This window comes from Morganella sp. HMSC11D09, from assembly GCF_001807955.1.
Taxonomy (GTDB): Bacteria; Pseudomonadota; Gammaproteobacteria; order Enterobacterales; family Enterobacteriaceae; genus Morganella; species Morganella morganii.
In genome coordinates this window covers 201,019-224,119 of the sequence record NZ_KV791711.1, presented here as the reverse complement: position 1 = coordinate 224,119, position 23,101 = coordinate 201,019, and the positions used below count along the sequence as shown (strand labels likewise).

General features: G+C 52.5%; 20 protein-coding genes. 12 read left to right on the top strand and 8 right to left on the bottom strand.

Annotated elements, in window-relative coordinates:
• Nucleotides 1–965 precede the first annotated feature (965 nt).
• The gene (gene codB, locus HMPREF3119_RS16590) at nucleotides 966–2,213 is read left to right on the top strand and encodes a cytosine permease (RefSeq protein WP_070580350.1); all 1,248 of its coding nucleotides are present in this window, start codon (nucleotides 966–968) and stop codon (nucleotides 2,211–2,213) included.
• The gene (codA, locus tag HMPREF3119_RS16585; protein ID WP_070580348.1) at nucleotides 2,206–3,510 is read left to right on the top strand and encodes a cytosine/isoguanine deaminase; all 1,305 of its coding nucleotides are present in this window, start codon (nucleotides 2,206–2,208) and stop codon (nucleotides 3,508–3,510) included. Before codB ends, codA begins: the two co-directional genes overlap by 8 nt.
• Here codA and moeB read toward each other — a convergent pair.
• Nucleotides 3,467–4,240 (bottom strand): molybdopterin-synthase adenylyltransferase MoeB, encoded by a 774-nt coding sequence (gene moeB, locus HMPREF3119_RS16580; RefSeq protein ID WP_070580346.1) that lies wholly within the window; start codon nucleotides 4,238–4,240, stop codon nucleotides 3,467–3,469. The two genes, codA and moeB, sit on opposite strands and share 44 nt — an antisense overlap.
• Nucleotides 4,240–5,490 (bottom strand): molybdopterin molybdotransferase MoeA, encoded by a 1,251-nt coding sequence (moeA, locus tag HMPREF3119_RS16575; protein ID WP_070580344.1) that lies wholly within the window; start codon nucleotides 5,488–5,490, stop codon nucleotides 4,240–4,242. The genes moeB and moeA overlap by 1 nt, the downstream gene beginning before the upstream one ends.
• On the opposite strand from moeA, the gene HMPREF3119_RS19970 reads away from it, so the two are divergent.
• The 5 genes from HMPREF3119_RS19970 to yeiB all read left to right on the top strand — a co-directional run bounded on the left by HMPREF3119_RS19970 (nucleotide 5,489) and on the right by yeiB (nucleotide 9,500).
• Nucleotides 5,489–5,614, top strand: a complete 126-nt coding sequence (locus HMPREF3119_RS19970) for a hypothetical protein (RefSeq protein ID WP_004241683.1) — start codon at nucleotides 5,489–5,491, stop codon at nucleotides 5,612–5,614. The two genes, moeA and HMPREF3119_RS19970, sit on opposite strands and share 2 nt — an antisense overlap.
• 78 nt (nucleotides 5,615–5,692) lie before the next feature.
• Entirely contained in the window at nucleotides 5,693–6,874 is a 1,182-nt protein-coding gene (locus HMPREF3119_RS16570; protein WP_070580343.1) for a YbfB/YjiJ family MFS transporter, read from the top strand.
• A gap of 397 nt (nucleotides 6,875–7,271) precedes the next feature.
• Nucleotides 7,272–7,460 (top strand): hypothetical protein, encoded by a 189-nt coding sequence (locus HMPREF3119_RS16565; protein ID WP_015422563.1) that lies wholly within the window; start codon nucleotides 7,272–7,274, stop codon nucleotides 7,458–7,460.
• Between the two features lie 225 nt (nucleotides 7,461–7,685).
• Complete coding sequence (gene folE / locus HMPREF3119_RS16560) at nucleotides 7,686–8,345, top strand: GTP cyclohydrolase I FolE (RefSeq protein WP_004235735.1); 660 nt, start codon at nucleotides 7,686–7,688, stop codon at nucleotides 8,343–8,345.
• Between the two features lie 3 nt (nucleotides 8,346–8,348).
• Nucleotides 8,349–9,500 (top strand): DUF418 domain-containing protein YeiB, encoded by a 1,152-nt coding sequence (yeiB, locus tag HMPREF3119_RS16555; protein WP_062772278.1) that lies wholly within the window; start codon nucleotides 8,349–8,351, stop codon nucleotides 9,498–9,500.
• 7 nt (nucleotides 9,501–9,507) lie between these two features.
• Here the strand turns inward: yeiB and sanA are convergent, their stop codons facing one another.
• The 6 genes from sanA to metG all read right to left on the bottom strand — a co-directional run bounded on the left by sanA (nucleotide 9,508) and on the right by metG (nucleotide 16,637).
• Nucleotides 9,508–10,275: an outer membrane permeability protein SanA gene (gene sanA / locus HMPREF3119_RS16550; protein ID WP_070580417.1), complete on the bottom strand. Its 768-nt coding sequence runs from the start codon at nucleotides 10,273–10,275 to the stop codon at nucleotides 9,508–9,510.
• 150 nt (nucleotides 10,276–10,425) lie between these two features.
• Nucleotides 10,426–12,123 carry an NAD-dependent malic enzyme gene (locus HMPREF3119_RS16545; RefSeq protein WP_004235738.1) on the bottom strand — a complete coding sequence of 566 codons (1,698 nt, stop codon included), beginning with the start codon at nucleotides 12,121–12,123 and terminating at the stop codon, nucleotides 10,426–10,428.
• A 198-nt stretch (nucleotides 12,124–12,321) separates the two neighbouring features.
• A complete protein-coding gene (gene cdd, locus HMPREF3119_RS16540) occupies nucleotides 12,322–13,206 on the bottom strand; it encodes a cytidine deaminase (protein WP_049241353.1) in 885 nt (294 codons plus the stop codon).
• A 131-nt stretch (nucleotides 13,207–13,337) separates the two neighbouring features.
• On the bottom strand, nucleotides 13,338–14,033 hold the full coding sequence (locus tag HMPREF3119_RS16535) for a CidB/LrgB family autolysis modulator (protein WP_004241693.1): 696 nt from the start codon (nucleotides 14,031–14,033) through the stop codon (nucleotides 13,338–13,340).
• Complete coding sequence (locus tag HMPREF3119_RS16530; protein WP_004241694.1) at nucleotides 14,027–14,479, bottom strand: CidA/LrgA family protein; 453 nt, start codon at nucleotides 14,477–14,479, stop codon at nucleotides 14,027–14,029. The genes HMPREF3119_RS16535 and HMPREF3119_RS16530 overlap by 7 nt, the downstream gene beginning before the upstream one ends.
• 124 nt (nucleotides 14,480–14,603) lie before the next feature.
• Nucleotides 14,604–16,637, bottom strand: coding sequence for a methionine--tRNA ligase (metG, locus tag HMPREF3119_RS16525; protein WP_046024226.1), 2,034 nt, complete (start codon nucleotides 16,635–16,637; stop codon nucleotides 14,604–14,606).
• 256 nt (nucleotides 16,638–16,893) lie between these two features.
• Here metG and apbC point away from each other — a divergent pair, with 256 nt between their 5' ends.
• The 5 genes from apbC to dcuC all read left to right on the top strand — a co-directional run bounded on the left by apbC (nucleotide 16,894) and on the right by dcuC (nucleotide 23,080).
• The gene (gene apbC, locus HMPREF3119_RS16515) at nucleotides 16,894–18,006 is read left to right on the top strand and encodes an iron-sulfur cluster carrier protein ApbC (RefSeq protein ID WP_004235745.1); all 1,113 of its coding nucleotides are present in this window, start codon (nucleotides 16,894–16,896) and stop codon (nucleotides 18,004–18,006) included.
• Nucleotides 18,007–18,277: 271 nt separating this feature from the next.
• On the top strand, nucleotides 18,278–18,922 hold the full coding sequence (udk, locus tag HMPREF3119_RS16510; protein ID WP_004235746.1) for a uridine kinase: 645 nt from the start codon (nucleotides 18,278–18,280) through the stop codon (nucleotides 18,920–18,922).
• Between the two features lie 68 nt (nucleotides 18,923–18,990).
• A complete protein-coding gene (gene dcd / locus HMPREF3119_RS16505; RefSeq protein WP_004241696.1) occupies nucleotides 18,991–19,572 on the top strand; it encodes a dCTP deaminase in 582 nt (193 codons plus the stop codon).
• A gap of 59 nt (nucleotides 19,573–19,631) precedes the next feature.
• Complete coding sequence (gene asmA / locus HMPREF3119_RS16500; RefSeq protein WP_070580341.1) at nucleotides 19,632–21,494, top strand: outer membrane assembly protein AsmA; 1,863 nt, start codon at nucleotides 19,632–19,634, stop codon at nucleotides 21,492–21,494.
• 197 nt (nucleotides 21,495–21,691) lie between these two features.
• The gene (gene dcuC, locus HMPREF3119_RS16495; protein ID WP_024474096.1) at nucleotides 21,692–23,080 is read left to right on the top strand and encodes an anaerobic C4-dicarboxylate transporter DcuC; all 1,389 of its coding nucleotides are present in this window, start codon (nucleotides 21,692–21,694) and stop codon (nucleotides 23,078–23,080) included.
• The last annotated feature ends 21 nt before the right edge of the window (nucleotides 23,081–23,101 follow it).

Here is a 23,101-nt window from a genome sequence, read left to right as displayed (position 1 = left end):
TCGCATCCGGGCACAATATATATTTCCGGCCGTCAGCGGATGACGGTCAGTCTGCATTTATTTTCAATAAACCTCGCACCTTGCGTCTGCATCGTGCGCACTTTACTGAAACGTCAGTGATAAACGGGCCATCACCACACGCTGGGGTAAATGCAGGCGGCGTACAATATATGAGTTATCTGTATTTGGCAACAGAAGTTGAACAGGATAATAATAAGGATAAACCATCCTTACCGGTCGTGCTTTTCCGGCTTATTATCAGGCATACCGAAAATAACATAATCTGATATATTTTTCAGTAAATTCATTGTGATACCTGTTTTAAGTAATAAGCCGGTGTTACCGGCAATACATTACGTGACATAACGTAATTCGTTATCCGGCCGCAAAAGAGAATAACCCGGGGATTTTTGAACCGGGAGGGGGCGGATAAGTCCCGGGCTGTTGCTTTTCATCGCCGTAAAACGGCGGGTAACCGATAAATAAAGATAAAGTAATCGCGTGTCAGAAAGAAAATATAAAAAATAACAGCATTCCCGGCGGAATATCCGGGGAAATAAAAGGGAGCCCGGGAGAAGAATATTATTTTCTGAGGTCAGGTGTTATTTTCCGGCAGGCATGCAATGTTTATCGTCACTTACTGAGACAGTAAATAATTAAAATATTAATGATTTGATTTATATGTAATTTTTTGTATTTTCGTGCAGGGGAAAGCGTATTTTAATCACTTCATGTTCATATCATGATAACAGGTGTGGCCTCTCCGTCTGACAATAACGGGTACGGTAATCCGGAACGATTTCTCCGTATTTTCGTCCTGTTCGTTTGGTCAGAATGCTTTTTTACCGGGATATTAACGATGCGTTAATTCTCTTAAAGTGTGAACGAAATCGTTTGCTTTTGTTTTTTGCGGCTATAGAATTCGTCAGATTTTTTTGGCCTGAGAAAAGCAACAGGAGGCAATTGTGTCCGGGGATAAAAATTACAGTCATGGGCCTGTGCCCATATCCGCGCGGAAAGGCGGGCTGGCATTAACCTTTGTAATGCTGGGTTTGACCTTCTTTTCCGCCAGTATGTGGACCGGAGGTGCTCTCGGTACCGGTCTCAGTTTTAATGATTTCTTCCTCGCAGTTCTTATCGGTAATCTTCTTCTTGGTGTCTACACCGCTTTTCTTGGTTTCATTGGTTCCAAAACCGGCTTAACAACCCATCTTCTCGCGCGTTACTCCTTCGGTATTAAAGGCTCCTGGCTCCCTTCATTCTTACTCGGCGGCACACAGGTCGGCTGGTTCGGTGTCGGTGTGGCCATGTTTGCCATACCGGTCGGCAAAGCAACGGGCTGGGATATCAACTGGCTGATCGGTATCTCCGGGGTGCTGATGACCATTACCGTTTTCTTCGGTATCTCTGCGCTGACCGTACTGTCGGTGATTGCGGTTCCGGCGATTGCCATTCTCGGCAGCTATTCGGTTTACCTCGCGGTTACAGATATGGGTGGCATGAGTGCACTGCGTGATGTGATCCCGGCACAGCCGATTGATTTTAATCTGGCGCTCGCCATGGTGGTCGGTTCGTTTGTCAGTGCCGGTACGCTGACGGCGGATTTTGTCCGCTTCGGCCGCAAGCCGAAAATTGCGGTGCTGGTGGCGATTATCGCCTTCTTCCTCGGTAATTCACTGATGTTTATCTTTGGGGCGGCCGGGGCGGCGTCTCTCGGTATGGCGGATATCTCTGATGTGATGATTGCACAGGGACTGTTATTACCGGCGATTATCGTTCTCGGTCTGAATATCTGGACCACCAATGATAACGCGCTTTACGCCTCCGGCCTGGGGTTTGCCAATATCACCGGGCTTTCCAGCAAAAGCTTATCTATCGTCAACGGGCTTATCGGCACACTGTGCGCCCTGTGGCTCTACAATAATTTTGTCGGCTGGCTGACCTTCTTATCCGCCGCTATCCCGCCAATCGGGGGCATTATTATTGCCGATTACCTGATGTACCGTCACCGTTATGAAACCTTTGACCGCAGCAAAATGCGCGATGTGAATGTCAGCGCACTGCTGGCCGTGGCGGCAGGTGTGATTGCCGGGCACTGGCTGCCGGGGATTGTGCCGGTGAACGCAGTTCTCGGCGGGGCATTAAGCTATGCTGTCCTCAATCCGTTACTTAACCGCCGTCGTACAACCAACCCGGAGATGACCCGTGCTTAATCAAACCGTAAAACATATTTTTAATGCCCGTCTGCCGGATCGTGATGGCCTGTGGCGTATCGACATCGATAGTCAGCGCATTACCGCGATTGTGCCGCAGCCGGAGGGTGAAGTACTGCCGGAGAGCCTGGACGCCGAAGGCGGCCTGGTCACCGCGCCGTTCGTCGAGCCGCATATTCACCTCGATACCACCCAGACCGCCGGGGAACCGGCGTGGAACCAGTCCGGTACGTTATTTGAAGGGATTGAACGCTGGGCGGAACGCAAAGCGCTGCTGACGCACGATGATGTGAAAACCCGTGCCCGGCAGACCCTGAAATGGCAGATTGCCAACGGCATCCAGCATGTCCGCACCCACGTTGATGTCTCCGATGCCACTCTGACCGCGCTGAAAGCGATGCTGGAAGTGAAACAGGAAGTCGCGCCGTGGGTGGATTTACAGATTGTCGCGTTCCCGCAGGAAGGGATCATGTCCTATCCGAACGGTGAAGCACTGCTGGAAGAAGCACTGCGCCTTGGCGCGGATGTGGCGGGGGCTATCCCGCACTTTGAATTTACCCGAGAATACGGCGTGGAATCCCTGCACAAAACCTTTGCGCTGGCACAGAAATATGATCGTCTGATCGACGTGCACTGTGATGAAATCGATGATGAACAGTCCCGTTTTGTGGAAACCGTTGCCGCGCTGGCACACCGTGAGGGAATGGGGGCGCGTGTCACCGCCAGCCACACCACAGCGATGCACTCTTATAACGGTGCTTACACTTCCCGCCTGTTCCGTCTGCTGAAAATGTCCGGTATTAACTTTGTGGCGAACCCGCTGGTGAATATTCACTTACAGGGGCGTTTCGATACTTATCCGAAGCGCCGCGGGATCACCCGTGTCAAAGAGATGCTGGCGGCGGATATTAATGTCTGCTTCGGTCACGATGACGTGTTTGACCCGTGGTATCCGCTGGGCACCGCCAATATGCTCCAGGTGCTGCATATGGGGCTGCATGTCTGTCAGCTGATGGGATATGGTCAGATTAATGACGGGCTGAAACTGATCACGGAATACAGTGCGCGCACCCTGAACTTACAGGATTACGGCGTGGCGGAAGGCAAACGCGCCAGCCTGCTGATCCTGCCGGCGGAAAACGGGTTTGATGCCGTCCGCCGTCAGGTGCCGGTGCGTTACTCTGTCCGTGACGGCCGTGTGATAGCTGAAACACAGCCTGCCGTCACACAGATCCATCTGGATAAACCGGAGACTATCCGTTACAGCCGCACACCTCGCACTGAGGATCAGGCTTAAGATTAATGGTGCGGAACTGCATGCGCATGGCATCAAACAGCACCACTTTTCCGCTGCTCACCTGCCCGTAGCCGGTGAGCAGTTTGATGCACTCCATTGCCTCCAGGGTGCCGATAGTGCCGACCAGCGGTGCCATCACACCCGCTTCCACACAGGTCAGACTGTTCTCCCCGAATAACCGGCTCAGGCAGCGGTAACAGGGTTCCCCCTCCTGCCAGGTAAAGACGGCAATCTGTCCTTCCATACGAATAGCAGCACCGGACACCAGCGGGACCTTCAACTGATGACACGCTCGGTTCAGCTGTTCGCGGACGGCGACATTATCGGTACAGTCCAGTACCACATGATGAGACCGGATCAGAGCGGTAAGCTCATCATCATCCAGCTGTTTGGTAACGGTTTCGGTATGGCAATGCGGGTTGACGGCTTTCAGCGCAATCGCGGCGGATTCTGTTTTTGCCATCCCGATACGGGCATCGGTATGCAGGATCTGACGCTGAAGATTAGAGAGCGATACCGTATCAAAATCCAGCAGCGTGAGATGCCCCACGCCTGCCGCCGCCAGATACTGCGCTGCCGCACACCCGAGCCCGCCGAGGCCGGTGATCAGCACACGTCCGGCTTTCAGTACTTCCTGACCATCAAAATCAAAGCCGCGCAGCACGATCTGCCGGTTATAACGCAGCGCTTCCTCGTCACTGAGCTCAATATGTCCGGGTTCAGTCGCCATCAGTCATTCTTCAGTAAATGGTTAAAAAACTCGATTTCAACGGTTTCACCGGCGGCAACCGCACCGCGCTCACGCTCCAGCACAATAAAGCAGTTGGCGAGGCTGAATGAACTGAAAATATGCGAGCCCTGGTCGCCGGTGGTTTTTACCACCATCTGACCGGATTCATTCACCCCGGCAATACCGCGCTGGAAATCCAGACGACCGGCGGATTTTTTCAGCGGCGTGGTGGTGACGGCTTTAAACCGCATCGGCGGCTGCCACTGACTGAAACCGGACAGACGGGCAATCAGCGGCTGTACCAGCTCATAAAAGGTAACGGTGGTGGAGACCGGATTACCCGGCAGACCGCAGAACCAGGCGTTATTCAGTTTACCGAAAGCAAACGGCTTGCCCGGTTTAATCGCCAGTTTCCAGAAATTAATTTTGCCGATCTCATCAAGAATCTGTTTGGTGTAATCCGCTTCGCCGACAGACACGCCGCCGCTGCTGATCACCAGATCCGCCTGTGCATCGGCTTTCTCAAAGGTAGCGCGCAGAATGTCCGGATTATCCGGGATCACGCCGAGATCAATTACATCACAGCCGAGCTTTTCCAGCATCAGACGAACCGCAAAGCGGTTGGTATCATAAATCTGTCCGTCACCCAGCGGCTGGCCGACCGCCTGCAATTCATCACCGGTGGAGAACACCGCTACTTTCAGTTTGCGCACCACGGACAGCTCTGCCAGACCGAGGGAGGCAATCAGCGGCAGCTGGGCGGCGGCCAGTTTGGTGCCTGCCGGTAAAACTTCGCTGTGCTGCGCGATATCCTCACCAATGCGGCGGATATTCTGCCCGGCGGTAATCCCGGCGGTAAAGGTAATCCCGGCGTCCGACACTTCCGCTTCTTCCTGCATCACCACGGTATCCACACCCTTGGGTACCGGTGCGCCGGTCATAATACGGACACACTGTCCGGCCGGTAATTCACCTTTAAACGGCACACCCGCCAGAGCACGACCGGCAACCGGCAGCGGGGTTTTTCCGTCCCGGTCGGACAGGCGCAGACCGTAACCATCCATTGCGGAATTATCAAATGGCGGTACATTGATAGGCGAAATAACCGGGGTAGCAGTGATCCGCCCGGCGGCATCCGTCAGCGCGATTGTTTCAGTACCGGTGATCGCGGCCGGGGTCGCGAGCAGCTTATCCAGTGCTTCCTGTAAAGAGATTAACGAAGAGGTGTAACTTTCTGTCGGATTAGCCATGATGCTGTTTCACTCCCGGCGCCTGCTGGGCGCAGATAAAACGGATAATAAAGAGAAGGGCATTATGGCAGACTTACAGCACAAGTTGAATGATGTGGCACAAAAGCGTGAGCAACAGATCTGATTCCGGAAGTCATTATTGCATTTTAAAGGCTTCTTTTGGTATAACGAAGTTACAAATTATTAACATATTGCATTTCATATGACGACATCTCACTCCGCCCGTCAGACAACGGCGCTTCATATTGCAGTCAGTGGTTTTCTTGCGCTGGTGGTGGCCATGGGAATAGGGCGCTTTGCTTTTCCCCCGCAGGTGCCGCTGATGATTGACGAGTACCAGCTTGATCTGACAACTGCCGGTATTGTGGCTGCCTGGAACTACCTCGGCTATCTGGCCGGATCCTTTGATGCTATGCGGGCAAAACGCGGTATTGAGCTGCGGCTGTGGACCGGTTTATGGGGCGCGGTGATTATCACACTGCTGTCAGCGGTGATTTCCGGGGCGGTGCTGCACAGTATCGCGCGCTTTTTTATCGGCTGGGCGAGCGGCTGGACACTGGTGTTAGCGGCCGCCTGGACCAATGATGCACTGGCAAAACTCAACCGGCCGGCACTGAGTGTCGCGGTTTACGGCGGCACCGGTACCGGAATTCTGCTGTGCGGACTGGCAGCTATCGGCATTCAGGGCTTATCACTGACCGCCTCGCAGGGCTGGTGGATCTATGGTGCTGCGGCACTGGTATTCAGTCTGTATGTCAGCCGCTATCTGCCGCGCCCGGGGGAGCTGAGCAGCAGCAATTCCCCGCACAGTAAACCGCTGATGACACCAAAAATCCGCCGTTTATTGTGGAGCTATGCGCTGGCCGGATTCGGCTATATTCTGCCTGCCACGTTTTTATCACAGATGGCGGCGGCGCGTTTCCCCGGCAGTCTGTTTGCTCAGTTTGTCTGGCCGGTATTCGGGATCGCCGCTGTGGCCGGTATCGTTGCTGCGATTGCCGCGCGGCGTTTTTTCACGCCGCAGCTGCGGCTGGCAATCACTCTCTGGGCACAGGCAGCGGGTATTCTGGCGGCGGAAGTCATGCCCGGGATCAGTGGCCTGGCGGTCAGTGCCTTTCTGGTCGGCGGCGGCCTGATGGCTGCGGTGCAACTGGCATTCCAGTGCGGACGCGAACTGGCACCGGAGCACGGCCGTTATATGGCCGGATTGCTGACCACCTGGTATGCGGTCGGGCAGCTCGGCGGCCCGCTGGTATCCTCTGTCTCCGCGTATTTTACCGGTAAACTGGAACCGGCGCTGTGGGTGGCCTTTGCAGCACTGATTATCGGTGGTTTGCTGGTTTTCCGTGACCGCAGCGATATAAAAGAATCATTATCTCAGTGATAACAGGGTTATTATTTATTAATCCTGTTATCTTTATTATTCATTAAAAATAAAAAACGGATAATTAAAAAAACGGTTTTATAACTTAGCCTGTTTATGCTTTATTTAATTTTCAGGGCATAAAGTCATTATTCTGAAATATAAAAGGGCAGTTATTCCTGATGAGAAAGAACAATTTTCTTCAGAAGGTAATCAATGATCTGAAAGATATACGATTGTGGTCCATGAGTATCAGCATGATACTGACATCTCTGACAGTAACGCACTCCTCACTGCGCATTGTCAGACCGGACAATGTGATGACCGATGTCTTTCTCACCCCTGTTATTTATGTGGGGTTTTATGTTCTGACAAAAAAGATACTGTATTTTATATTTGAATAATTGAGAGGTTAATTATGAAAGAATTAAATCAGGAACAATTATTGTTCGTTTCAGGTGCAGGGTTTATCTCTGCCGGAATGATGTTCGCCGGTATTGCATTTGATATCAGTGCTGTAATGATCTCAAATATCAGCCGGAACAATGAAGAAATTGTTTTTGCTGATCATAAGGATATTTCCCGTCTTCGTTATGATGTTATATAACACATCCGTTATCCGGCATTTTTCCGGCAAATGTTTCCGTCAGCGTCATTCCGGCTGATATCCGCATTATTAACAGGGATTTCCGGTGCAAACTTTTCATCACCAAAACCACAAAATGGATTAACAAAACGGTGTATTGCTCTAAAATAGCAGGGCGGCGGGTATTGACCGGCCGACGGGTGCAACACAGCACCGGGAGTCACCTGAAAAATAGTCGGAGAAGGTATGTCATCATTAAGCCGGGAAGCAGAACTTGTCCACGCCGCGCTCATCGCACGCGGGCTGGAGACACCATTGCGGGAGCAGACACTGCCGCCGGAAACCCGCAAGGTTCAGATTGAAGCGCATATGACAGAAATTATGAAGCTGCTCAATCTCGACCTGAGCGACGACAGTCTGGCAGATACCCCGAAACGTATCGCGAAGATGTATGTGGATGAAATTTTTTCAGGACTGGATTATCACAATTTCCCGAAAATCACCCTGATTGAAAATAAAATGAAAGTGGATGAAATGGTGACGGTCCGTGATATCACGCTGACCAGCACCTGTGAACACCACTTTGTCACTATCGACGGTAAAGCCACCGTTGCTTATATCCCGAAAGACACCGTTATCGGGTTATCGAAAATTAACCGCATTGTGCAGTTCTTTGCCCAGCGCCCGCAGGTTCAGGAACGTCTGACACAGCAAATTCTGCTGGCACTGCAAACGCTGCTCGGCACCACTAATGTGGCGGTATCCATTGACGCGGTGCATTATTGTGTCAAAGCGCGCGGCATCCGTGACGCAACCAGTACCACCACCACCACCTCACTGGGCGGGTTATTTAAATCCAGCCAGAATACCCGCCAGGAATTCCTGCGCGCGGCCCGTCATATTTAACGGATGAATACTTCAGTCACATCTGCCTCTGCCCGTATTGATGTCCTCGATATGGTGCGGGGGCTGGCCATCCTCGGTATTTTTATTCTGAACATCGGCGGATTCGCGCTGCCGTCTGCGGCCTATCTGAACCCGCTGTACACCCCGGCGGCGTCCGCAACAGATATCGCCACCTGGGCAGTATTAAGTGTGCTGGTGCAGGGGAAATTCCTCGGGATGTTTGCACTGCTGTTCGGTGCCACTCTGATGATGCTCAGCCGTTACAGCCAGCCCTGGAATATGGCGCGGTTACTGGTGCTTGGAGTGATCGGGCTGCTGCATACCGCTCTGCTCTGGGACGGGGATATCCTGCTGATGTACAGCCTGACCGGCGTTGCCGCCTGCTGGATCATCCATAATGTTTCCTCCCGCTGGTGGCTGAAGCTGGTGCCGGTGCTGATCCTGACCGGATTGTTTTTACTGTTTTTCCTGTTATCGGAAGGTGGTGAGCTGAAACTGTTGTACTGGCAGCCGTCGCAGGAAATGCTGGATTATGAAGTACTGATCGCCGACACCGGTGGTATTGCCGGCATGCTGGACAGAATCAGTACCATCAGCGGTATGCTGATGATGATGGTGGTTCAGTATGGCTGGCAGTTACTGGCAATGATGCTGCTGGGCGCAACACTGATGAAAAACGGCTGGCTGAAAGGGGCATATCCGCTGTCTCATTACCGGCGGCTGGCAGCGTGGCTGCTGATCCCGTCACTGCTGCTGCAGGCGGTTGTGATGTGGCTGGAATACCTGAACGACTGGAGTGTCTTCTGGATGGGCACTGTTGGTTATCCGCTGGCGGATATTTTGCAGCCGGTACAGACTACCGGGCTTATTGCTTTGTTTTATGGTTTGCAGCCACAGCTGAAACCGGTTGCCGCCTGTTTACAGCGGGTCGGGCGTACCGCACTGAGCAGTTATCTGCTGCAATCGGTGTGCGGGGTGATACTGTTTGAGTACCTCGGTTATTTCAGTCAGTTTGATCGCCTGACGCTGCTGGCATTTGTGCCGCTGATGTGGCTGATCAACATCCTGTTCTCAACCCTGTGGCTGCGTTATTTTTCTCAGGGGCCGGTGGAGTGGTTATGGCGGCAGGCAGCCAATAAGCTGGCGGCCCGCTGAAACCGGATTATTGCGCAGCGGGTGCCGGTTGTGTGTTATCCGCCGGTTTTTCCGGTGTCACAGGGGGCTCCGGATAAAGTACATTCAGCTCTTCCGGTGTCACTGCCGGATATGACGGTACATTCTCCGGTAACGTTTGTGGTGCCGGAATCGATTCCTGCGGGCCGAGGAAACGCGGCTCGCGGTTGAGAATATATAAATCAGCCAGTGCGCCCAGCCGGGCAACCACTTCCCGCGCACGGACAGTAAACATATTCTTCGGGGAGGAAACCGCGTAACAGCGCGCCTCAATACCTTTTTCCATCGCGATATACAGCGCCCGTTCACAATGGAAGCGCTGGGTGATAATCGTAAAGCCATTGGTATCAAAGACTTTTCGTGTCCGTACCACAGAATCCAGCGTGCGGAATCCGGCAAAATCGAGCACAATTTTACTGGCCGGGATCCCGGCATTCACCAGATCCTTGCGCATCGTGCTCGGCTCATTGTAACTGTGCTGGGCATTGTCGCCGCTCAGCAGCAGATACTTCACCTTGCCGCTGTTGTATGCATTTACGGCACCCTGAATACGATACCGGTAATATTGGTTAATTGTCCCGTTTTTATAGTACTTAGCCGTACCGAGTACCATGCCGACTTCACTCGGCGGCAGGTCATTGATATTTTCATAGATATAAGGCGCGGTTTTCCAGCTAATCCAGCGATCTGCCGCAATAGCCGCTGCTGCCGCCAGAATAATACCTGCCAGCATCCACAGAATGATCCGTTTCCATATCCGGGCTTTTCCCATTATTACTGAGACCTTTATCACTATTTAGTTACCATAAGGCTAAGATTACTTGAGCAGGGAAAGGCTGGCAAGGGTGAAAAAAAGAATAAAACCCGCACAAGTGCGGGTTTTCAGCGGCAGAATACCGGTTATTCGTCAGAAAGATGTCCGGCGGTAAACACGATATTCCGGATGCCAGAAGTTACGTTCGATAGCTTCATCGAGTGCACCGTCAGAGGTCACAGTCGCGACACCCTGGATCTGTGCTTCTTTGGCAACCTGTTTGGCGATGATACGGGAGACTTTTTTGATGTCCTCGATATCCGGCAGCAGTGAGCCTTCGCCGTTAACAACCATCGGTGAGCATTCAGCCAGCGCGCGGCTTGCTGCCATCATCATGCCGTCAGTCACACGTCTGGCACCGGCGGCCAGCACACCCAGACCAATCCCCGGGAAAATAAAGGAGTTGTTGCACTGGGAGATAGGATAGGTTTTATCCTTATAAATCACCGGATTAAACGGGCTGCCGGTTGCAACCAGTGCATGACCGTCTGTCCAGGCGATAATATCTTCCGGACGGGCTTCCACACGGGAGGTCGGGTTGGACAGCGGCATGACGACCGGACGCGCACAGTTTTTGTGCATTTCACGGATAATCTCTTCCGTAAACAGCCCCGGCTGACCGGAAACCCCGATAAGCACAGTCGGCTTAGCGTTACGGACCACATCTTCCAGTGAAATCGCATCATTCTGCACATCCCAGTCCGCAATAATGTCACTTTTGGTGATCAGTTTGCTCTGGAAATTCAGCAGGTTCGGCAGTTTGTCCGTCAGCAGACCGAATCTGTCCACCATAAAGATACGGGCACGCGCCTGCTCTTCACTCAGACCTTCGGATTTCATCTGCGCGATAATCTGCTCGGCGATACCACACCCGGCTGAACCGGCACCCAGGAAGGCAACAGTCTGGTCTTTCAGCTGTCCGCCTGCGGCACGGCTGGCGGCAATCAGGCTGCCGAGGGTGACTGATGCGGTACCCTGGATATCATCATTGAAGCAGCAGAGCTGATCGCGGTAGCGTTCCAGCAGCGGCATCGCGTTTTTCTGGGCGAAATCTTCAAACTGTAACAGCACATCCGGCCAGCGGCGCTTAACCGCATTGATAAATTCATCAACAAATTCATCATATTCTTCGCCGGTGATACGCGGGTGACGCCAGCCCATATAGAGCGGGTCATTCAGGCGCTGCTGGTTATTGGTGCCGACATCCAGCACGATAGGCAGGGTATACGCCGGGCTGATGCCGCCGCAGGCGGTATACAGAGAGAGTTTACCAATCGGGATCCCCATCCCGCCGATCCCCTGGTCACCCAGACCGAGGATCCGCTCACCGTCGGTTACCACGATGACTTTTACATTCTGCTTGGTGGCATTCTGCAGCATGTCATCAATGTAAGCGCGGTTCGGATAAGAGATAAACAGCCCGCGCGCACGGCGGTAGCTGTCCGAGAAATGCTCACAGGCCGCCCCGACAGTCGGGGTGTAAATGATAGGCATCATTTCTTTGAGGTGAGCATTGAGCAGGCGGTAGAACAGCGTTTCATTCGTATCCTGAATGTTACGCAGGTAGATATGTTTGTCAGTATCGTTTTTAAAATCAGAATACTGACGATAAGCGCGTTCAGTCTGCTCTTCGATGGTCTCCACCGCTTCCGGCAGCAGGCCGTGGAGGTTGAAATTACTGCGCTCTTCTTCGGAGAAGGCGCTTCCCTTATTCAGCAGCGGAAATTCTAACAGGATAGGGCCCGCATACGGAATATATAATGCACGTTTGCTTTCGTATTCCAGTTCCATGTATGACTACTCTTTGCCAATTGACATTTTTAAGACAGGACGCACTGATCCTAAGTTATCTGAAAAATATGTACAGTAATTGTTACGAAATTAGTGATGCCGATGTGTGAAAGTGAGAGGCGGGATAGATTTATATTTAATAATCACGTAAAGGCTGATACCCGGAACAGATGGGTATCAGCCTCAGCGAAGACAGAATTAATAGCTGAACAGGGCGATATCCTGACACCCCAGGGCGCTCAGTGTGGCAGAGGTACTTTCCCACTGTGACAGCGTGGCGTTGCTGCCCTCCACCAGCACGGCACGGTGGATATCATGAAGGTTGCCGCCAGCCATATTCATAAAGATCAGTGCGGCCTGCAACGGCGGCAGTCCCGGGTTAAAGGCGGCATTTTCAATGTAAGCACCGCTGTAGATGCGTCCGCGGCTGTCCTGAAGCGCCACACCGCTGTGGGAATGAGAATACGGCGCATGGCTGCGGTTAGCCGCCTCGAGTGCTTTTCCGACCACCGCATTAGTGGCGAGGAAATGATAACCATGATGCACCTGGTCAAATAACCGGGTTTCAATTCCCAGATCCACCGGCCCGAAAGCATGCGGCAGCAGAGTTTTCAGCGGCATAGCGGCCAGTTCCGGTAACTGGATCAGCAGTTCTGTACCGCTGTTCAGTTCATTCATAAACTGACGGCAGTGGCCGCACGGTGTGTAATTGACGGTGACTTTGCGCAAACCTTTCTCGCCGCGCAGCCAGGCGTGGGTGATCGCGCTCTGTTCTGCATGCACTGTCTGTTGTAACGGCACATGGCAGAATTCCATATTGGCGCCGAAATAGAGGTTACCGCTCAGTCCGTGTGCAATCGCGCCGACATTAAACCGGGACACCGGCGTCACGGCACAGGCTGCGGCCAGCGGCAGCATGGTCAGTGCAAGTGCATCCTCATCAGTATCTGTGGCGTTGCAGAGTGCGCTGACCTGTTTGGCCGATAAGTATCCCGGGAACGTATCAGCACAAACAATGTCTGTCAGCAGGGTCTGTAACGGGGAAGGGAGCGTGTTCAGGGCTGCATGAAAGCGGTTTTGCATAAAATGACCTCCATTATCAATGAGATCATTCTAGCGGGTAGTTATACATAATGAACGTGATTTTTATCACGTTCATTATGAAACGAATGAAACAAATATTGAATTTGCGAGATGGAGCTCAAATTTTCAGGTCAGCCGAATAATGCCAGCAGTACCGGGAAGATAAACGGCGCCATCAGAGAAGTAATAATCCCGCAGGTCATTAATGCCAGTGAACTGTAAGCGCCTTCCACATAATCCTCTTCCGCGCAGCGGGCGGTACCGAGGGCGTGAGAAGCCGTACCCATTGCCAGACCGCGTGAAGCCTTGGTGGTGACCCGCAGTCGTCTGAACAGGGTATGGCCGAAAATCGCACCGAGGATCCCGACGAAAATCACACATACGGCACTGATTGCCGCCACGCCGCCGATGGAATTGGACACCGCGATCGCTATCGGGGTGGTGACAGATTTCGGCAGGATAGAGGCGGCAATTTCCGGTGTCGCGCCCATCATAAAGGCAATAGCGGTACCGGTGACCATGGCAATCACACTCCCGGCAAAGCAGATGGTAATGATAGATTTCCACTGTGCACGGATCTGATGCAGCTGCTCATACAGCGGGAACGCCAGTGCCACCACGGCGGGTTGCAGCAGATCGTTGAGGATGCGGCTGCCCTCAAAATAGTGGTTGTATGAAGTTCCGGTGAATATCAGCAGCGGAATGATAATCACGATGGATATCAGCAGCGGGTTTAATACCGGCAGCTTAAATTTGATATAGATAGCTCTGGCGAGAAAATAGACGCCGATGGTAAGCGGGAGCGACCACCAGATATGCGTTAACATTTGCGTTTCTCTTGTTGTTCGGTGTGTTCTGCTGCGGCAACCGCATCGGCTTCCTGTTGTTCCGGAACCGGAACATGGCGGCGGTGAATAAATTCAGAACTCAGCGCCACAGCACACATGGCGATAAAGGTACTGACGACACAGGCGATGAGGATCGGCAGCAGCTGGGCGCTGAGGGTATCGTAATAGTTCATCACACCGATACCGATCGGCAGAAATAACATCGTCATGTTTTTCATTAATAAGGTACAGCCGGGCTGAACCCAGTGCGCCGGAACAATCTGCAGTGCGAGCAGCACAAAAAGCAGCAGCATGCCAACGATGCTGCCCGGGACGGAAAACGGCAGTAACACCGCGATAATATTGCCGGCAAACAGGCACAGATACAGGATCAGAAATGCCCGGAGATAGCGCCAGCCGGTTTCCGCTATCTGTTTTGGTTTCATGATAATGTTCCTTCTTGGATGAACCTATTCATCATACAATTAACTTTTTATTTGTGCTATAGGTCACATAAAAAAACCTGCACCGGAGCGCAGGTTTTTTTCAGTTTATTGTACAGAGAAGAACTTACTTCACCTGCTGACCTGGTTGTGCACCGGAATCCGGGCTGAGCAGGAAAATCTCGTTTCCGCCCGGGCCTGCGGCCATGACCATACCTTCAGAGATCCCGAAACGCATTTTGCGCGGTGCGAGGTTAGCGACCATCACTGTCAGGCGGCCTTCCAGCGCTTTCGGATCCGGATACGCCTGGCGGATGCCGGAGAAGACCTGACGGGTTTCGCCACCGAGATCCAGTACCAGTTTCAGCAGTTTGTCAGAGCCGTCCACGAAATCGGCAGACATGATCTGTGCAATACGCATATCAACTTTGGCAAAATCATCAAAGCTGATGGTGTCCGCAATCGGATCATCTGCCAGCGGGCCGCTGACCGGTTTGGCTGACATCGCTTTGATATCCTCTTTGGAAGCTTCAATCATCTCTTCCACTTTCGCCATTTCAATACGGCTGAACAGGGCCTTGAAGTCTGCGATCTGATGATCCAGCAGCGGTTTGGCTATGCCGTCCAGTGTCAGTTCCTGATTCAGGAACGCTTCACTGCGGGCCGCCAGTTCCGGCATCACCGGTTTCAGGTAGGTCATCAGTGCGCGGAACAGGTTGATACCCATGGTGCAGATAGCGTGCAGCTCATCATCTTTACCTTCCTGTTTCGCCACCACCCACGGTGCTTTCTCATCAATATAGCGGTTGGCGACATCAGCCAGCGCCATGATTTCGCGGATAGCTTTGCCGAATTCCCGGCTGGTGTACTCTTCGCTGATGGTTTTTTCAGCATCGACAAACTGCTGATATAACTCAGGTTCAGCCAGGGTTGCACTCAGGCGGCCGTTAAAGCGTTTTTTGATAAATCCGGCGGTACGGGATGCCAGGTTGACCACTTTGTTAACGATGTCGCTGTTAACACGCTGAACGAAATCTTCCAGGTTGAGGTCAATATCATCAATACGTGAAGAGAGTTTCGCCGCGTAGTAATAACGCAGGCTGTCTGCATTCAGATGATTCAGATAGGTGCGGGCCTGGATAAAGGTACCGCGTGATTTGGACATCTTCGCGCCGTTAACCGTCACATAGCCGTGGACAAACAGGTTGGTCGGCTTGCGATAACCGCTGCCTTCCAGCATGGCAGGCCAGAACAGGCTGTGGAAGTACACGATATCTTTACCGATAAAGTGGTACAGATCAGCGTCAGAATCTTTCTTCCAGAACTCGTTAAAATCGAGATTGCCGCGTTTGTCACACAGGTTTTTGAATGACCCCATGTAGCCGATTGGCGCATCCAGCCAGACATAGAAGTATTTGCCCGGTGCATCCGGGATCTCAAAGCCGAAATACGGCGCATCACGGCTGATATCCCACTGCTGCAGGCCGGAATCAAACCACTCCTGCATTTTGTTGGCGACCTGCTCCTGGAGCGCGCCGCTGCGGGTCCATGCCTGTAACATGTCAGCGAAAGCCGGCAGATCAAAGAAGTAATGCTCACTTTCGCGCAGCACCGGTGTGGCACCGGAGACCACGGAGCGCGGGTTAATCAGCTCGGTCGGGCTGTAGGTCGCGCTGCACACTTCGCAGTTATCGCCGTACTGGTCTTCCGCTTTACATTTCGGGCAGGTGCCTTTCACAAAGCGGTCCGGCAGGAACATGCCTTTTTCCGGATCATACAGCTGGGAAATGGTCCGGGTTTCAATATGACCGTTCTTTTTCAGTGCCAGATAGATGTTCCCGGATAACACCCGGTTCTCCTCGCTGTGCGTGGAGTGGTAGTTATCAAAGCTGATGGCGAAATCAGCAAAATCTTTCTGATGCTCAACGCTCATGTTGGCGATCATCTCTTCAGGAGAGATCCCCTGCTGTTGTGCCTTGAGCATAATCGGGGTGCCGTGAGCATCGTCGGCGCAGATGAAGTGAACCTCTTTGCCGCGCATTCGCTGAAAACGGACCCAAATATCAGCCTGGATATGTTCCAGCATATGACCGAGATGGATTGAACCGTTTGCATATGGCAACGCACAGGTTACCAAAATTTTATTAGCGATCTGAGACATAGAGTATTTCACTTCCTCAAATAATAAAGGGTCTTTGATGTTAACCGATCCCGTCCACCCCTGCCAGCAGTAATCCGGCTTTGTGTGTGGTTTTCCGGACTTTTTTCTGCCGTGAACATCCGGCGATAACCCTGCTGATTGCAGGGGATTTGTTTTGTGCGGGTTTGCGCGGAATGACTAAATTAATCAGTTGGCTTCTGCTATCATTGAAGCCGATAGTTACAGGCAATAAAAACGATAAATTTAAGGAGCCGGGATGAATGCGAAATCCCCCGGGGAGATGAACCCTGAATTGCTGAACGACCAGGTCGCGCAGGTACTGGCGACATTTGAGCATCCGACACTCAAACGCAACCTGATTGCCATCAAAGCGCTGAATCACTGCGCAATGCTGGATGATGTGCTGCATGTTGAGCTGGTGATGCCGTTTGTCTGGAAGCGCCCGTTTGAAGCACTGATTGAAGCAAAAACCAAAGAATTACGCAAAGTGACCGGTGCGGCGGCGGTGGACTGGAAACTGCGTCATGATATCGCGACACTGCGCCGGGCCAATGATCTGCCGGGCATTAACGGTGTTCGCAATATTCTGGCGGTCAGCTCCGGCAAAGGCGGTGTGGGTAAATCCAGTACCGCGGTTAACCTTGCGCTGGCACTGGCGGCGGAAGGGGCGAAAGTCGGTATCCTCGATGCGGATATTTACGGCCCGTCCATCCCGAACATGCTGGGCACCACCAAAGAGCGCCCGACCTCACCGGACGGCCAGCATATGGCCCCGATTATGGCTTACGGCCTGGCCTCTAACTCTATCGGCTATCTGGTGACAGATGATAACGCCATGGTCTGGCGCGGCCCGATGGCCAGTAAAGCCCTGATGCAGATGTTACAGGATACCCTGTGGCCGGATCTGGACTATCTGGTCATCGATATGCCGCCGGGCACCGGTGATATCCAGCTGACCCTCTCACAAAACATCCCTGTCACCGGTGCGGTGGTGGTAACCACACCGCAGGATATCGCGCTGGTGGATGCCATGAAAGGTATCGTCATGTTCAAGAAAGTGAACGTGCCGGTTCTGGGGATTGTGGAGAACATGAGTGCGCACATCTGCAGTAACTGCGGCCATGTCGAGCCGATTTTCGGCACCGGCGGGGCGGAGAAACTGGCGGAACGCTATCACACCAAACTGCTGGGACAGGTGCCGCTGCATATCTCGCTGCGTGAAGACCTCGATCGCGGCCAGCCGACGGTGATGCGTGACCCGGATGGCGAGTTTGCGGATATCTACCGTGAGATCGCCGTAAATGTGACGGCAGAAATGTTCTGGGAAGGGGATAAAATCCCGACAGAGATCGCTTTCCGCGCAGTTTAAGCGGAATTTATTTCTGCTCCGGCACGTCCGGAAAGTCAAAAAGACCAGTGCAGTGATGTGCTGGTCTTTTTTTCGGGTGGCCATAAGAGCGGTTACCCCGAAATAATGAGGCCGGATGCCCGATTATGCTGGAATCTCACGCCGTTACTCCCTATAATTCAGCGCCGGGCGGACACGTTTTGTTACTCACGGCCGGATAAGCATTAAAAGAGGCCGCAGCAGACCGTTTCGGTTTTTTTCTCTCCTATTTTCAAACCGGGTTATTTCAATTATGGCTGACACAGCACAGCAGCAGTGCACTATCATCGGCATCACCGGCGCATCCGCGTCAGGAAAAAGTCTGATTGCCAACACGCTTTATCACGAGTTACGTGCTCAGGTGGGCGATCACAATATCGGTGTGATTCCGGAAGACTGCTACTATAAAGATCAGAGCGATGTGCCGATGGAAGAGCGCATCAAGGTCAACTATGACCATCCGGGCTCTATGGATCACGAACTGCTGTTACAGCATCTGAAAACACTGAAATCCGGTAAGTCGATTCAGTTACCGCAATATGATTACGCCGAGCATACCCGCAAACCGGAATCGGTTTTGTTCAGCCCGAAACGGGTGATTATTCTTGAGGGCATCCTGCTGCTGACAGACAAACGTCTGCGCGAGCAGATGGACTTCTCCATTTTCGTCGACACCCCGCTGGATATCTGCCTGATGCGCCGCATCCGCCGTGATGTGAATGAGCGCGGACGCACACTGGATTCGGTGATTGCACAGTACAATAAAACCGTCCGTCCGATGTACCTGCAATTTATTGAACCAACAAAACAATATGCTGATATCATAGTGCCGCGGGGCGGTAAAAACCGCGTGGCGATTGATATTCTGAAAGCCAAAATCAGTCAGTTCTGCGAGTAAGCCGCCGACAACGATTAATCCGCGTTTATCCGCCGGTGATAAACGCTGAGTTTTATAAGGATGATACCATGCGACTTTGTGACCGTGACATTATTCAGTGGCTTGATGACGGCAGACTGACCATCTCCCCGCGTCCGCCGGTTGAGCGGATCAACGGGGCGACCGCCGATGTCCGCCTCGGGCATCAGTTCCGGGTTTTCCGGGGCCATGCCGCCGCGTATATTGATCTCAGCGGCCCGAAAGAAGAAGTGAATGCGGCGCTGGAAAATGTCATGAGTGATGAAATCACCCTGACTGAAGATGAAGTGTTCTACCTGCATCCGGGTGAACTGGCACTGGCAGTGACACTGGAATCTGTCACACTGCCGGATAACCTGGTCGGCTGGCTGGACGGGCGTTCATCACTGGCACGCCTCGGGCTGATGGTCCACGTGACCGCACACCGGATCGATCCGGGCTGGCACGGGCAAATCGTACTGGAATTTTACAACTCAGGTAAGTTACCCTTGGCACTGCGGCCGGGAATGGTGATCGGTGCCCTGAGTTTTGAGCCGTTATCCGGCTCCGCTGACCGGCCGTATAACCGCCGCAGCGATGCAAAATACAAAAATCAGCAGGGAGCTGTGGGCAGCCGTATCAGCGAAGATTAAACGGCGGACAGTACTGTCCGCCAGCGGGTTCAACAGAGAATGGGAAAGGAACAGGGATTATGAAACGATTTTTCACCACGCTGATTATTCTGCTTGTCGTGATAGCGGCGGGCCTCGCGGCCTTAATCCTGCTGGTGAACCCGAATGATTTCCGCGACTATATCGTTAACAAGGTGAAGGAAGACACCGGTTACGAGCTGGTGATGAAAGATGATATGCGCTGGCATGTCTGGCCGAAACTGAGCATCATCACCGGTAAAATGTCCCTGACTGCCCCCGATGCCGCCGAACCGGTGGTAACTGCCGAAAATATGCGCCTCGACGTTGAACTCTGGCCGCTGCTGTCCCATCAGTTATCGGTTCGTGAAGTGATGCTTGACGGCGCACTGCTGAAAATCCTGCCTGAAACCGAATCAAAAGAGAAGAAAAGCGCTCCTGTTGCGCCGGGTAATCAGAAAGCCCGCCCGGTGCCTGTCGAACAGGAAAACAAATGGTCGTTTGATGTTGACCGCATCCGTATCGCCAACAGCCTGCTGGTCTGGCAGACAGAAGACGGTTCGCAGATCAACATGCGCGATATTAACTTCTCTCTTGAGCGTAATACCCCTGAACGCTATGTGATAGCGCTGAACAGTAATATTCTGCGCAATCAGCAGGAGCTCTCTTTCAGCCTGAGTTCTGATATTGACCTCTCCCAGTACCCGGTGCAGGTCAGCGGCAATATTAACCGCCTGAATTACCGCCTGTCCGGTGCCGGTCTGTATGCCAACGGCATCAACGGCAACGGTACGACCACCTATACCTGGCACGAAGCGGTCGGCCAGGCACCGCAGTCTCTGATCCTGGAAAATCTGAAACTGAGCGCTAACGAAAGCCAGCTCAGCGGCACAGTGGAAGCGGCACTCGGTGAAACCCCGCGTTATGATATCCAACTGACCTCCTCAAAACTGAATCTGGATAATCTGCTCGGTTATGAGCGTGCCGTACATGCAGAAAACGGGGAAAAAAACCCGGTTGCCACCAAACCGGCGGTGGTTACCACCGGCAGTGATGCGGATAAATATGATCTGACCTTTATGAACCACTTCAATGCCACTCTGGCGCTGAATGTGGATTCCCTGATTTACCAGGGAATGGAAATCGGCCAGCTGACGGTGAAAGCAGAGAACCGGGGCAGTATCACGGAAATCTCCAAAATGACCGGCAACGTGTTCGGCGGCCGTTTCTCTCTGCCGATGACGATTTATTCCGAAAAAGTTCCGGCACAGCTGCGTATCAAACCGCTGTTACAGAATATTGATGTCAAACCGTTGCTGGCGGCGTTTAAAATGCCGGAAAAATTCACCGGACGCCTGAGTTTTGACGGCGATCTGCGTGGTACCGGTTATGACCAGGACGCGGTCTTAAACAACTGGCGCGGTGACGTGGCACTGACCATCACTGATGTTAAGCTGCTCGGCCTGAATATTCCGTATCTTATCCAGCAGTCGCTCTCCCAGGCGACAGATAAAGTGGCGCAGCCGGAATCGATGGATGCTATGACCGAAGCGAAAAAACTGGAAGCTATCGGTACCCTGAATAACGGTGAAGTAAAAATCAGTAAAATTCTGGCGGTATCCGATGCCTTTAATATCACCGGCAGCGGCCGGACGAACCTGGTGAAACAGAATATGGATGTGAACCTGGGGGTTCAGATCTTAAAAGGCTGGGGGAAAACCAATGACCTGGTGACCTGGCTGCAGTCTGTCCGTATTCCGGTGGTGCTGTTCGGCAACTGGGATAATATTCAGTATAAGTTCGAAGTGGAAAACCTGTTGCGTAATCAGATACAGCAACGGGTAAAACAGGCAGCCGGAGAGCTGCTGAATGAAAAAACCGGGGGTGATCTCAAAGCCGTGGAATCCTTGCTTAACCGGTTATAAATTCGCGGACGATTTATACAAACAGAGCAGTGACGATAATTTATATTGTCACTGCTTTTTTAATGCCGGAGGCCGGAACACTTAAATGATACGGGTAATAACTAAGGTTCATTGACGCATATCATTTAATCTGTTCCCGGTTTTCGGCAGAGTGCATTAATCATTTTTATAAATAAAAATACCAGACAGGAGCAGAAATGTTAGATCTTCTTATTGGTGCTGTCGTCGCCGTCGGCGTAGGGCGCTATATTATTAAAGGGTATTCAGCCACAGGGGTGCTGATGGTCGGGGGCTTACTGCTTCTGATCATCAGTGTCATCATGGGGAAAAACATCCTGCCGTCCGCCGCCACCTCCACCGGCTGGGGACCGACAAACATTATTGAGTATGTGAAGTACCTGCTGATGAACCGCGGCGGCGACCTCGGTATGATGATCATGGTACTGTGCGGCTTTGCGGCTTATATGACTCATATCGGTGCCAACGACGTGGTCATCAAAATGGTCTCCAAACCGTTACAGGTTGTGAATTCCCCGTATCTGCTGATGATCGTGGCCTACTTTATTGCCTGTCTGATGTCTCTGGCCGTTTCCTCCGCCACCGGTCTCGGTGTGTTACTGATGGCAACCCTGTTCCCGGTAATGGTGAACGTGGGGATCAGCCGTGGTGCGGCGGCGGCTATCTGCGCCTCTCCGGCGGCAATTATCCTGGCTCCGACCTCCGGTGATGTGGTGATTGCGGCGGAAGCCTCTATGATCCCGCTGAAAGAGTTTGCGTTCAGCCTGACTCTGCCTATCTCTATCGTGGCGATTGTCTCTATGGCGATTGCTCACTATTTCTGGCAGCGTTTCCTTGATCGTAAAGAAGATATCAAATCTGAGATCCTGGACGTCAAAGAAATCACCACCAATGCGCCGAAATTCTATGCCATTCTGCCGTTTATGCCGATCATCGGCGTACTGCTGTTTGATGGTAAGCCGTTCAGTATCGGTTTCCTGAGCCATATCGTGCTGCCTGAATTACACATCATCACGATTATTGTCGGCTGTATTATTTTGTCTGCCATCATTGAATTCGTCCGTGGTTTTGACGGCAAAAAAGTCTATGCCGGGCTGGATGTCTGCTACCGTGGTATGGCGGATGCCTTTGCCACCGTGGTTATGCTGCTGGTGGCGGCCGGTGTGTTCGCTCAGGGCCTGAGCACCGTCGGCTTTATCTCCGGTCTGATCAGCCTGGCGCAGTCTTTCGGTTCCGGCGCGATTATCATGATGATTGCTCTGGTGATTATTACCATGCTGGCGGCGATGACTACCGGTTCCGGTAATGCGCCGTTCTATGCGTTTGTGGAGCTGATCCCGCGCCTGGCACAGCAGATGGGTATCAACCCGGCGTACCTGGTGATCCCGATGTTACAGGCATCCAACCTCGGCCGTACCATGTCACCGGTTTCCGGTGTGGTGGTGGCGGTTGCCGGTATGGCGAAAATTTCACCGTTTGAAGTGGTGAAACGGACATCCGTTCCGGTGCTTGTCGGCCTGCTGGTGGTGATTGTCGCCACTGAGTTCCTGGTGCCGGTAACACTGTAAAACAACACGGGCCGCACCGGT

What these genes read in the sequence shown, in the direction of transcription:
- metG (WP_046024226.1), bottom strand. Translation starts at nt 16,637, where the DNA reads ATGTCTCAGATCGCTAATAAAATTTTGGTAACCTGTGCGTTGCCATAT.
- HMPREF3119_RS16570 (WP_070580343.1), top strand. Translation starts at nt 5,693, where the DNA reads ATGACGACATCTCACTCCGCCCGTCAGACAACGGCGCTTCATATTGCA.
- apbC (WP_004235745.1), top strand. Translation starts at nt 16,894, where the DNA reads ATGAATGCGAAATCCCCCGGGGAGATGAACCCTGAATTGCTGAACGAC.
- asmA (WP_070580341.1), top strand. Translation starts at nt 19,632, where the DNA reads ATGAAACGATTTTTCACCACGCTGATTATTCTGCTTGTCGTGATAGCG.
- folE (WP_004235735.1), top strand. Translation starts at nt 7,686, where the DNA reads ATGTCATCATTAAGCCGGGAAGCAGAACTTGTCCACGCCGCGCTCATC.
- HMPREF3119_RS16535 (WP_004241693.1), bottom strand. Translation starts at nt 14,033, where the DNA reads ATGTTAACGCATATCTGGTGGTCGCTCCCGCTTACCATCGGCGTCTAT.
- dcd (WP_004241696.1), top strand. Translation starts at nt 18,991, where the DNA reads ATGCGACTTTGTGACCGTGACATTATTCAGTGGCTTGATGACGGCAGA.
- cdd (WP_049241353.1), bottom strand. Translation starts at nt 13,206, where the DNA reads ATGCAAAACCGCTTTCATGCAGCCCTGAACACGCTCCCTTCCCCGTTA.
- udk (WP_004235746.1), top strand. Translation starts at nt 18,278, where the DNA reads ATGGCTGACACAGCACAGCAGCAGTGCACTATCATCGGCATCACCGGC.
- HMPREF3119_RS16530 (WP_004241694.1), bottom strand. Translation starts at nt 14,479, where the DNA reads ATGAAACCAAAACAGATAGCGGAAACCGGCTGGCGCTATCTCCGGGCA.
- yeiB (WP_062772278.1), top strand. Translation starts at nt 8,349, where the DNA reads ATGAATACTTCAGTCACATCTGCCTCTGCCCGTATTGATGTCCTCGAT.
- dcuC (WP_024474096.1), top strand. Translation starts at nt 21,692, where the DNA reads ATGTTAGATCTTCTTATTGGTGCTGTCGTCGCCGTCGGCGTAGGGCGC.
- moeB (WP_070580346.1), bottom strand. Translation starts at nt 4,240, where the DNA reads ATGGCGACTGAACCCGGACATATTGAGCTCAGTGACGAGGAAGCGCTG.
- HMPREF3119_RS16565 (WP_015422563.1), top strand. Translation starts at nt 7,272, where the DNA reads ATGAAAGAATTAAATCAGGAACAATTATTGTTCGTTTCAGGTGCAGGG.
- moeA (WP_070580344.1), bottom strand. Translation starts at nt 5,490, where the DNA reads ATGGCTAATCCGACAGAAAGTTACACCTCTTCGTTAATCTCTTTACAG.
- HMPREF3119_RS16545 (WP_004235738.1), bottom strand. Translation starts at nt 12,123, where the DNA reads ATGGAACTGGAATACGAAAGCAAACGTGCATTATATATTCCGTATGCG.
- HMPREF3119_RS19970 (WP_004241683.1), top strand. Translation starts at nt 5,489, where the DNA reads ATGATGCTGTTTCACTCCCGGCGCCTGCTGGGCGCAGATAAAACGGAT.